The sequence below is a fragment of the Paenibacillus sp. P4_E11 genome (genome assembly GCF_056401635.1).
The window spans coordinates 1-4,126 of sequence record NZ_JBFUIX010000225.1 but is presented as its reverse complement, the minus strand read 5'-3'; the positions used below and the strand labels follow the sequence as shown (position 1 = coordinate 4,126).

Sequence of the window (4,126 nt, the reverse complement as noted above, 5' to 3'; positions counted from 1 at the left end):
ATATGATATACGCCATACGGTAGCTCAGTGCGATATACAATATCCGCTACAGAAGCGGCTACCTTGGCCGTAATATGGGCTTCGTTTCTACCCAGTAAGAAGCACTCGACCCCTACGTCCTTTTGATCTTTTTTCCCTTGTGCGTCGACTTTCACAGCATATATATCCTTTCCGAATCGCATCTTTCCGAATAGTTGAACTGCAACGTAGCGAATTGGCTTTAACTTCAACAAACGGAACATTCCCGTCGCCCTTAGCCAGGCTAACAAACCAGTAGCCGCAGATGAATCGAAACAAAGACGTGTGGAAACGGACTTTACACCAAGCGTGCGCGGCAGCACGTGTTGATCCGAGAAATTGAACCGGTATGCTCTTCTCCACCCTAACTGAGCTCCAAAGTCCGTTTTTATGGCGTCCGTGAAACTTGTAACCGCAACTTTTCTACCATCCTTCATTACATCAAAACTCTTGCCAAGGTTATCGACAGTCCATTCAATGGCAGCCTTCCCATGCTGATCACCCATTCCAAGCATAATGGAGATGTCTATGTTATCCACTTGATCCATCAAATTACGGGCGTGAAGAGACATCAGGTTCGTCAGCCCCGGTGCAAGCCCAATACTTAGTACTGCCGTCGTACCGGTCGCTCTAGCTTCCGACTGCAATCCTTCAACCTGAGTCAGAAAGGAGTCATTCGCGGAAACGTCCACATAATGAATCTGATTTTGGAAGCAAGACCGAACAAAAGCGGTATCCGTCTGATCCAAATACATGATGACAAGCTTGACGCGTTTCGTAAAGTTCTTATCAAACCCTTCCCTCATATTAATTTGTAGAGGCCTGACCCTCCCATCCGTTGTACGAGTGAATTGCTCCGCTCGCTCGAGGCTTCTTCCCGCTGCATAAACCTTGCCTGCATATAATCCACCCAGTTCCCTGCATATCGTTTGCCCCACATGGCCGTATCCGCCAATGACAACAATGTAATCCTTCATTTGTTCACCAGCTTTTCCGATAGTATAGTTACTAAACTAAATGGCAAAAAAATTATTTCTGTAAAAAAACATTTAATTTCTCAATGCATTTCTCGAATATTTCAATCTCCTGTTGGCTTAACTGAGAACGAAGCTGATCATAAAATTGGCTGTGCAGCTCTTCGTGAGCCTTATAAGCCTCCTTCCCCTTTTCGGTGAGTGAAATCAAAATGGCTCTCGAATCATGTGGATATGACGAACGCGTCACCAATTGCTTCGCCTCCAAACGTACAATAAGCTGCGAGACCGCACCTTTCGTAACACCAAGGCGGGAGGCAAGCTCATTCATAAGAATGGCTCCCTCATAACCAATTCCCTCGATCGTATGAATTTCACTTGGCGTTATAGATCCAGCATTTCCAAAGTTTTGAGGTTGGCGTTCGAGCCGTCTAAGTTGCAGAAACAATCGGCCAAGATTGCGGCTTCCTTTATTCATAGCGTTAGATTGTGAAATATTGTTTTTATCCATATATATAGTTTAGTATCTATACTTAATGATTGTCAAGTAAACTACAATCAAATGATTGTGTTTCTATTTTGATTGCATAAAATAGTCAACCAACAAGCTGGTTGGCAGTGGGAATCCGATTCTAAGACGTATACGCATGAATAAGCTGTCGGAGCGCTTGCTTCACATCGCCAACAAATAAACCTCCATGATAACAAATGAACTGCTCGATGTCATACTCAAGCAATCGCTGGACGGAGCGGACGGCCTCATCCAAATCCAATGTAAATTGGGGATTGGCGATATTCAGCTTACCCTCCTCAATGACGACGACGTCTCCCGCGATCAGCGTTTTGCTAGCAGGAAGAAACAACGAAATATGGCCAGGCATGTGACCGGGCGTGTGAACAATCTCGATGCCACCACACCAAGGAAGCTGCTCACTATTGGATACCTTCCGATCGACAGGTACCGACTCGATCGACTGTAATAAGTGAATAAACTGTTCCGCATGTGGCTTTGCTTCATCCGGCAATGTGCCAAACGTTGATTTCGCCTGTTCAAGTCGCAACGAATTTTTCGTCCCTTCAATGTATGGCGCTTCCAGTTCGTGCGCGATGATGTCGATKTGTGGGTATGCCCGCTTCAATGCAGCGAGGGAACCGATATGGTCCATATCGTGATGCGTCACGATCAATTTGGTAATCGAATCGAGAGTGATGTCGTGCCGGTTAGCCGCTTCTTCAAGAAGAGGCACAAAATTTGGATAACCGCAATCGATGAGAATCGTATCGTACTCATCTTGAAGAATGGTCGGGAAGATGAACTGTTTTTGTCCGTTATACTCAAACTCGATCTCGAGTAGATGATAGTTATTCATACGTATCCCCCCTGATTAAACAAACGGTTGCCGTAGCAATCGCTTATCTATTAAATCTTCTTAATATTATAGATTAAAAGTTCTCAAATGTGGAGCCCGTCCCGTTCCATAATGCGCTCCTTGGGAACACTTGACATTAGGTCTGACCTAGGGTGTATCGTTAAGGTATTCCAAGCCGCATCATTAGGAGTGATACTTATGAAGAGTGAAATTACGATTAGCGAATTGGCTAAGCTTATGCATGTATCTGTTCATCAAATTCGTTATTTTGAGGAAAAAGGAGTTCTTCACCCTGCCTATATAGACAGCAATCAATATAGAATGTACAGCATCGACCAAGTTTACCAACTGGCACATATTCTGCTGCTTCGTAAGCTTGGCGTGCCTGTCCATTCCATTAACGAATGTATGACTTCATTTTCTACGGATCAATATCGACAGCTGCTTCACAATTCCTTACTAGAAATAAATACGGAGTTACTTCGACTCCAAGAGCTTCAGAAGTTCATCAACAAAGTTTTGCATGAACAACAAAGCTTAAGCCCACAACCCAATCATTGCCAATTCAAGTGGCGGGACACCACGCATTTTACACGTTGGGTTGAAATGGATTCACACACGAAGCTAAATGCCAAACTGTTAGTTGAACAAGCAAAACGCGTTCCGAACTTGTTCGAATTAGACATTCATTATTTATATGACGGTTCGAGCACCATTTCCTTATACTTGGAAACCCAAGAGCCGAGCGATCTTTCTTTGCCTGGCGGTGATTACCTTTCTATGCAAAGCCTGGTTCATGAAGATGATGAGATTGGTCAACTGATTGAACAGTTTTACGACTATGCTTCGGCACAATCTTATGTCGTAACAGGCCCCTTACTACTGATTGAAAAATCTTATCTATCCCTATTCAGCCAGAGCGAGCTTCATTACGAGTTGCAAGTCTTGATCGAACCGATTGCAAATTCGGAAAGGGGGAATCCATTATGACAGTCGTTACACCCATAACTATTGAACCTATGCAGGCAATATAMAATCAACAGATCAGCCGCTTGCTTGTGCATGGGTTTCGCGGAAAATTTCAAAACCTTACGAACTTGAATGATGACGATCTCGCTACTTTTTTCCAAAAGCTTCTTGATCATTTTCCCGTCGAACCAGCAAGTCAGAGAATCGTCGCCCTACAAGACGGAGAAGTTATAGGTACTCTGTCCATCAAATGGAAAGCCCAATCTGACATTCAGCAAGAGAAGCACGTGCTTCCATCGTGGCAGGTCTTCAATATGTTCGGAAAATGGAATAGCTTAAAATTGTTGCTCGGGTTACATTTCTTGAACTATCAGCCACAAGCCAGAGAATGTTATATCGAAGATGTTACTGTCCATCCGGCCCATCAAGGCAAGGGAGTTGGCAAGCTGTTGCTGCAATGGGCGCAGCATTTTGTACAAACGAAGTCATTCCTGGACGTACTAAGCTTACACGTCTCAGGGAATAACAAACGTGCCTTGCATCTATACGAGAGTTTATCGTTCCATACTCATTTACAAAATAATAGCTTAGCGCGGTATGTATTATTCAATGAATACAACTGGGATTATATGGTTCACCATAACCACGCCGGACGACGGTCCTTGGTAGATAAGTTAAGTTAGCGCGAGGGAGGACAGGTAGAATAGGGTACGGTCGCTGTTTCCATAAATGCTGACGCTTCTCCACTCCCTCTACCTGCCCTCTCTTGTTCTTCTTTCTATCAAGGTGTTACGT

5 protein-coding genes are annotated in these 4,126 nt (G+C 44.1%); 2 read left to right on the top strand and 3 right to left on the bottom strand.

The genetic code is table 11. The annotated features are described in order from the left end of the window. The 3 genes from AC1DWB_RS31745 to AC1DWB_RS31735 form a co-directional block, all read right to left on the bottom strand. On the bottom strand, window positions 1-995 hold a 995-nt coding region (locus tag AC1DWB_RS31745; protein ID WP_477545092.1), incomplete at its 3' end, for a saccharopine dehydrogenase family protein. A gap of 52 nt (window positions 996-1,047) precedes the next feature. Continuing rightward, a complete protein-coding gene (locus AC1DWB_RS31740; RefSeq protein ID WP_477545091.1) occupies window positions 1,048-1,503 on the bottom strand; it encodes a MarR family winged helix-turn-helix transcriptional regulator in 456 nt (151 codons plus the stop codon). Between the two features lie 121 nt (window positions 1,504-1,624). Beyond that, window positions 1,625-2,362, bottom strand: coding sequence for an MBL fold metallo-hydrolase (locus AC1DWB_RS31735; protein WP_477545090.1), 738 nt, complete (start codon window positions 2,360-2,362; stop codon window positions 1,625-1,627). A 198-nt stretch (window positions 2,363-2,560) separates the two neighbouring features. Here AC1DWB_RS31735 and AC1DWB_RS31730 point away from each other — a divergent pair, with 198 nt between their 5' ends. Then, the gene (locus AC1DWB_RS31730) at window positions 2,561-3,352 is read left to right on the top strand and encodes a MerR family transcriptional regulator (protein ID WP_477545089.1); all 792 of its coding nucleotides are present in this window, start codon (window positions 2,561-2,563) and stop codon (window positions 3,350-3,352) included. Beyond that, a complete protein-coding gene (locus AC1DWB_RS31725; RefSeq protein WP_477545088.1) occupies window positions 3,349-4,014 on the top strand; it encodes a GNAT family N-acetyltransferase in 666 nt (221 codons plus the stop codon). The genes AC1DWB_RS31730 and AC1DWB_RS31725 overlap by 4 nt, the downstream gene beginning before the upstream one ends. The last annotated feature ends 112 nt before the right edge of the window (window positions 4,015-4,126 follow it).

Excerpts from the sequence above, each read along its gene's own strand:
- AC1DWB_RS31740 (WP_477545091.1), bottom strand. The coding sequence starts at position 1,503 with ATGGATAAAAACAATATTTCACAATCTAACGCTATGAATAAAGGAAGC.
- AC1DWB_RS31730 (WP_477545089.1), top strand. The coding sequence starts at position 2,561 with ATGAAGAGTGAAATTACGATTAGCGAATTGGCTAAGCTTATGCATGTA.